The 6,476-nt window shown below is 66.0% G+C and carries 6 protein-coding genes; 3 read left to right on the forward strand and 3 right to left on the reverse strand.

Features of this window, described 5'->3' with window-relative positions:
• Positions 1–163 precede the first annotated feature (163 nt).
• Both J4D52_RS25295 and J4D52_RS25300 read left to right on the forward strand, forming a co-directional pair.
• Positions 164–2,824: an excinuclease ABC subunit UvrA gene (locus J4D52_RS25295; RefSeq protein WP_102677869.1), complete on the forward strand. Its 2,661-nt coding sequence runs from the start codon at positions 164–166 to the stop codon at positions 2,822–2,824.
• 201 nt (positions 2,825–3,025) lie between these two features.
• Complete coding sequence (locus J4D52_RS25300) at positions 3,026–3,259, forward strand: DUF465 domain-containing protein (protein WP_025804516.1); 234 nt, start codon at positions 3,026–3,028, stop codon at positions 3,257–3,259.
• Positions 3,260–3,435: 176 nt separating this feature from the next.
• Here J4D52_RS25300 and J4D52_RS25305 read toward each other — a convergent pair whose 3' ends face one another.
• From J4D52_RS25305 to J4D52_RS25315, 3 genes are all read right to left on the reverse strand, one after another.
• Positions 3,436–3,573, reverse strand: coding sequence for a hypothetical protein (locus tag J4D52_RS25305; protein ID WP_007932359.1), 138 nt, complete (start codon positions 3,571–3,573; stop codon positions 3,436–3,438).
• Positions 3,574–3,762: 189 nt separating this feature from the next.
• Complete coding sequence (locus J4D52_RS25310; protein ID WP_102677870.1) at positions 3,763–4,872, reverse strand: SMP-30/gluconolactonase/LRE family protein; 1,110 nt, start codon at positions 4,870–4,872, stop codon at positions 3,763–3,765.
• Between the two features lie 25 nt (positions 4,873–4,897).
• Positions 4,898–6,067 (reverse strand): SRPBCC family protein, encoded by a 1,170-nt coding sequence (locus J4D52_RS25315; protein WP_102677871.1) that lies wholly within the window; start codon positions 6,065–6,067, stop codon positions 4,898–4,900.
• A gap of 94 nt (positions 6,068–6,161) precedes the next feature.
• Between J4D52_RS25315 and J4D52_RS25320 the strand changes: the two genes are divergently transcribed.
• Positions 6,162–6,476 (forward strand): LysR family transcriptional regulator (locus tag J4D52_RS25320; protein WP_207272168.1); only part of this gene is annotated, 315 nt, incomplete at its 3' end.

Raw genomic sequence — 6,476 nt, forward strand, 5'->3', positions numbered from 1 at the left:
CCCAGGCAAAAAGCCCGCTGAACGTTTGACATCCGTGGTTGCTCAAAATCCCGAGCCCATGCACCCTGCATCTCGGTCGGGTGGCTGCCTGTCGCCGGTGCTGGCGCCGTGGGGCTCTCTGACTTGAAATCTCGTCCCGACACCTCCGATACAAGGCTGGCTCATGACTTCAGCGCGCAACATGCCTTCGCCCCAGGTTTTGTCTTCCTTGCCAGCGCACAGCTCGGGTTTTGTCAGGGTGCGCGGCGCCCGCGAACACAACCTGCGCAACGTCGACGTGGATATTCCCCGCGATGCGCTGGTGGTGTTCACCGGGGTTTCCGGCTCCGGCAAATCGTCCCTGGCGTTCTCGACCCTGTATGCCGAGGCCCAGCGCCGCTATTTCGAATCGGTGGCGCCTTACGCCCGGCGCCTGATCGATCAGGTCGGGGTGCCGGATGTCGACGCCATCGAAGGCCTGCCGCCGGCGGTGGCCCTGCAACAGCAGCGCGGCACGCCGAGCACCCGCTCTTCGGTGGGCAGCGTCACCACCTTGTCCAGCCTGATCCGCATGCTCTATTCCCGGGCCGGCAGCTACCCGCCGGGGCAGCCGATGCTCTACGCCGAAGACTTCTCGCCCAACACCCCGCAAGGCGCCTGTCCCAACTGCCATGGCCTGGGCCGGGTCTACGAGGTCAGCGAGGCGTCCATGGTGCCGGATCCTTCGCTGACCATCCGCCAGCGCGCGGTGGCGTCCTGGCCCCTGGCCTGGCAGGGGCAGAACCAGCGCGACATCCTCGTGACCCTGGGCTACGACGTCGATATTCCCTGGCGCGACCTGCCTAAAGAGCAGCGCGACTGGATTCTGTTCACCGAAGAAACCCCCACCGTGCCGGTGTACGCCGGGCTGACCCCGGAGCAGACCCGCGAGGCCCTCAAGCGCAAGCAGGAGCCGAGCTACATGGGCACCTTCAGCGGGGCCCGGCGTTATGTGCTGCACACCTTCACCCATTCGCAAAGCGCGCTGATGAAAAAACGCGTGTCGCAGTTCATGCTCGGCAGTCCGTGCCCGCTGTGCGAGGGCAAGCGCCTGAAGCGCGAGGCGTTGTCGGTGACCTTCGCCGGCCTCGACATCGGCGAGCTGTCGCAGATGCCCTTGCTGCAACTGGCCGAGGTGCTCAAGCCGGTGGCTGCCCAGGCTTACCTGGAACAGGCCGAGGAGGCCGGCGAGGTCTGGAGCCACGAACAGACCCAGGCCGCGCGCCAGGAACGAATCGCCCAGGGCGCGCCGGGGCATGTCGGAGGACCGGATGTGCGGCATACGCCGAACCTGTCCCTGGAAAAACGCCTGGCCGCGCAACGCATCGCCCAGGACCTGCTGGAGCGGGTCAGCACCCTGACCGGCCTGGGCCTGGGGTACCTGGCCCTGGAGCGCAGTACGCCGACCCTGTCGTCCGGCGAGTTGCAGCGCCTGCGCCTGGCGACCCAACTGGGTTCGCAGCTGTTCGGGGTGATCTATGTGCTCGACGAGCCTTCGGCGGGCCTGCACCCGGCGGACGCCGAGGCGCTGTTCGAGGCTTTGCAGCAACTCAAGGCTTCGGGCAATTCGCTGTTCGTGGTCGAGCACGACCTACAGACCATGCGCCGCGCCGACTGGCTGATCGACGTCGGCCCGGCGGCGGGCGAGCAGGGCGGCCAGGTGCTGTACAGCGGCCCGCCAGCGGGGCTGGCCGAGGTCGCGGAGTCGCAGACCCGCGCCTACCTGTTCGCCGAGCAGACGCCGGCCCGTCGCACCGCGCGCCAGGCCCAGGGCTGGCTGCGCCTGGAAGGCATCAGCCGCAACAACCTGAATGACCTGAGTGCCGAATTCCCCCTCGGCTGCTTCACCGCGGTGACCGGGGTGTCGGGTTCCGGCAAGTCGAGCCTGGTCAGCCAGGCCCTGCTGGAACTGGTGGGCGCGCACCTCGGGCGGCCGCAGGGCAATGAAGAGCCGGAAGAGCTGAACCTGGAAGACGACGCCCCGCAGGCCAGCAGCGGCGAAGTCACCGCCGGGCTGGAACGGATCAAGCGCCTGGTGCAGGTGGACCAGAAACCCATCGGCCGCACCCCGCGCTCGAACCTGGCGACCTACACCGGGCTGTTCGACCACGTGCGCAAGCTGTTCGCCGCCACCCCCGAGGCGCGAGCCCTGGGCTACGACGCCGGGCAGTTCTCCTTCAACGTCGCCAAGGGCCGCTGCCCGGCCTGCGAAGGCGAAGGTTTTGTCAGCGTCGAGCTGCTGTTCATGCCCAGCGTCTATGCGCCGTGCCCGACCTGCCACGGCGCGCGCTACAACTCGCAGACCCTGGCCATCAAGTGGCAAGACCTGAACATCGCCCAGGTCCTGCAACTGACGGTGCAGGAGGCGGTCGAGGTGTTCGCCGAGCAAGCGAGCATCCGCCGTTCCCTGGAAGTCCTGCGCGATATCGGCCTGGGTTACCTGCGCCTCGGCCAGCCGGCCACCGAGCTGTCCGGCGGCGAAGCACAGCGGATCAAGCTGGCCACCGAACTGCAGCGCAACCCCCGCGGTGCAACCCTGTATGTGCTGGACGAGCCGACTACCGGTTTGCATCCACGAGATGTCGATCGCCTGCTGGAACAACTGGACAACCTGGTGCGGGCCGGCCACAGCGTGGTGGTGGTCGAGCATGAAATGCGCGTGGTGGCCCAGGCCGACTGGGTGATCGATATCGGCCCGGGCGCCGGTGACCAGGGCGGCAAAGTGGTGGTCAGCGGTACCCCGCAGCAGGTGGCCAGGCACCGCAAGAGCCGCACCGCTCCGTTTCTGGCCCAGGCCCTGGGGTGAGTCGCGGCACCCTCAGCGGGGCTTAGGTCATGGCGGGTTGTGGGGGCAGACGCTTGGTCGCGGGCTGTGCCGTTGAAGGCGACGAACGGCTAGCGCTGTGGTCTGATTGGCGGTCGACAGACAGCGGTGGTGGAGGTCATTCTGGTAACTGGCGAGCGCCTGTAAGTGCGCTTGCTACCGATCAACAAACGGAGGTGTTTCATGCCGGTGCCCCATGACCTGTATCAGGACCTGAGCTACAGCAAAGAAGACATTCAACAGCGTCGGGCCAATGACCCGCACTTGAATGCCTTGTTCGATAAATACTCCACCATTGATGATCAGGTGCTCAAAGCGGAGGCCGCGGCGGCCGCTGACGAGGAGTTGAAACGACTCAAGGAAAAGCGGCTGCTGATCAAGGATGAAATTTCCGAGAAGCTGACTGCCCGCTTCTGACCCCGACCCTGTCCTGAGCGAGATGTCCCGAAGCTTCGGGCGTCTCGCCAGGTTCTATGCAATCAAGAGCATCGCTGCTCTTCCTGCTGGTTGCGTATTTATTCCCCTGTCTCCACTCACATGTTTGGCGAGACGCGCCCGAGGGGCGGGCGCGCCTGTTTCAGCGCTTGCCTGCCTCAAGGGCACTCGCAGGTGCTCGGGCCGAATACCGGGCCTGCGCAGGGATCCTCGGACGGTCCGAACACCGGGCACGCGGCCAGCGCCGACAGGGATGAAGTGAGCAGCAGGGAAGCCAGGAGGATTTTGATTTTCATGGGTGGATCCACTCTCAATGTGATGGGAATCAATCGGATTCGATTGTTTGTCGTTCCATGGTGGGGCGCCTGACGGCGCCGCGCGGGAGAGCTTAGATCAGAATCAATAAGCCTCCACCTCTGGCGGCCATGGCGGTGCCCGGGTAGCGGCTCAGGACCCGATTCGCCCGGATCCAGGCCGCGACGGCGTCAGGGCGCCTTCGCCAGGGCGACGCTCAGCGGCAGGCGCGCCATATGCGTGGCCTTGAGCGAGCCGAAGTACAGGGCGTCGCCGTATTCGCGCACCGTGGTGATGGGCGCGTAGTTGCCGGCGCTGGCGTCCTGCAGGTTGGCGATGACCTGGCCCTGGGTATCCAGGCCCAGGACGAAGCCGCGTTTTTCCACCGGCTTGGGCAGCAGGGTCATGGCGCGGACGATCATCTTGCGCACCAGCGGGTAGGGCGCGGTGCCGTCGAGCAGGACGTTGCGCGGGGCGTAGAGCGCCACCCAGAAACGTCCCTGGCCGTTGAAACTGAGGTTGTCCGGCAACCCCGGCAGGTTGTCGATGAACAGGTCGCGGGTGCCGGCCTTGGCGCCGCTGAGCCAGTAGCGGCTGATCCGGTAGGCGCCGGTTTCGTTGACCAGCACATAGGCTTCCTGGGGCCCGAGGGCGATACCGTTGGCGAACTCCAGGCCATCCAGCAACTGTTCGGTCTGGCCGGTCTGGAAGTCATAACGCAGCAGGCGACCGTCGCCGCCGTGCTCGATCACCGCCTCGCCATCCTGGCCGTAGCCCCAGCGGCTGGTGGCGTCGCTGAAGTAGGCATAACGCCCGGCGGCGTCCACCGCCACGTCGTCGGTAAAGCCGAAGGGTAGGCCGTTGGCGGAAGTGGTGAGGGTGCTCAACTGGCCCTTGGCGTCCAGCGCCAGCAGGCCCTTGATCGCGTCGGCGATGATCAGCCGGCCATCCGGATGCCGGGCCAGGCCCAGGGGGCGTCCGCCGGTATTGGCCAGTACCTGCAGGGTGCTGCCGTCCAGGGCGGTGCGGATCACCCGCCCGTCATGCAGGCCGCTGATCAGCGAGCCGTTCTCCAGTAGCAGGGCTTCCGGCCCGTCGATATTCCGCGCGCCCACCGCCTGCAGGCCCTTGAGCTTCTGGTTCTCGGCGTACAGGCCGCTCTTCAGCGAAGGCGCCACCGGCGGGGTCCAGGCCAATGGCTGGACCTTGGTCGGCATCAGCAGCAGAAAGGCGCCGATGGCGATGATCACGACCAGCAGCAGATGGCGAATTTTGATCCGACGGGGTGCGACTGGCTTCATCGATGGCGGCTCCTGGGTGATGGGTTCAGGTCACACGCTGCGGTGCGACGCCGGCGCCCAGGGGAATTGCCCGTTGCGCCATTTCGCATAAGGCTAGCAGGGAGTCGGCGGACTCCCGTTCTATCCGCCTTCTGAATAACAGGCGATTGCCCAGGCGCATCAGCAGGCCGTCGAAGCGGTATTCCAGGGTGCGGATAAACCGCGTGTGATGGGCGTCCAGCGCCTGGCACTCGTAGGTCACCACCAGCTGCAGGCCATGATCGCCCTGGGCCGAGGCACTCCAGCGATGCCCCGGCAGATACTCGTCGACCCGCCAGCTCAGGTGCCCGCTGCGCCCGCCGGCGTGGATGTCTTCCTCGAACCGCGCGCCGGCGGGCAGGGCCCCGGCCGGACCCTGGACCTTCAGCGAAGACGGGTGCCACTCCGGCCAGCGGCTGGAGGCGCTGGCGTAGTCGAGCAGGGCCACCGGGTTGCGCGGAATATCGATCTGATGCTGCATGCGGGTCATGGACGAGGACCTTGTCGATAGAGAGGCGTTAGCGGGTTCCGGCTCCCAGTACAGGGTGCCGAACAGGTAATCCATCAGCGGCAGGACAATGTTGAAATTGCGCTCCTGCATCAGCTCGCGGCGGTGATGCAACTCATGCAGGCGGCGCATCTGGCGGATCCACGGCAGCCGCGCCAGCGGATGCCCGGCCGGCAGGTGTTCGCAGGCATGGAACACTTCGTAGGCCAGGTAGCCGATCAGGGTGCAGCTGGCGAACAGCGCCGCGACATTGGCATTCCACAACTGCAGCAGCCACCACAGCGGCAGGGCGAACAGCAGGCTGTGGACCAGGATCAGCCAGGCCGGGAACAGGATCACCCGCCAGTCCCGGGGGCCGTCGTAGGTCATGTATCCAGGCACGAAGAAACTGTGGTGATCGCCGCTGTGGCGGGCATAGAACATCCGCGCGAAGGCCTGCTTGTGGTGGCCCAGCCAGCGGTGCACGACATAGATGCACAGGTTGAAGAACAGCAGCGCCACCGGCACCGCCAGCCACTCCAGCGGCTGCACCTGGTGCAGGGTGCTCCACAGCAGGGCGATGCACGCCATGCCGTAGGCCAGCACGAAACCGCCGTGCAGCCACGGGTTGTAGCGCGGATGAACCGCGGCGCGGTAACGCTCGCGAAATGCCAGGGTGGTTTGCCTCAAGGCCGTTCTCCTGTGGGTTTTGTCGTTCTTATTGACAGAAGATTAGTCCTGCTCGAATTATCCAGCTAATGGATATTCGGAATGGGCATTATTCATGAAGCTGAATTTGCGGCACCTGGATCTCAACCTGTTGCTGGTGTTCGACGCGCTGATGCAGGAGCAGAACCTGTCCCGTGCGGCGGTGCGCCTGAACCTCAGCCAGCCGGCGGTGAGCAATGCCCTGGCGCGCCTGCGCAGCCAGCTCGACGAGCCGCTGTTCATCCGCACCGCCCGGGGCATGCAGCCCACGCCCCGGGCTCATGTGCTGCACGGCTCGGTGCGCCAGGCCCTGCGCCTGTTGCAGGAAGGCCTGGACCCGAGCAGCGAGTTCGACCCGGCGGCGTCCGACCAGACCTTTAGCCTGTCGATG

This window comes from Pseudomonas sp. GW460-12-10-14-TSB1, from assembly GCF_017349775.1.
Classification (GTDB): domain Bacteria; phylum Pseudomonadota; class Gammaproteobacteria; order Pseudomonadales; family Pseudomonadaceae; genus Aquipseudomonas; species Aquipseudomonas piscium.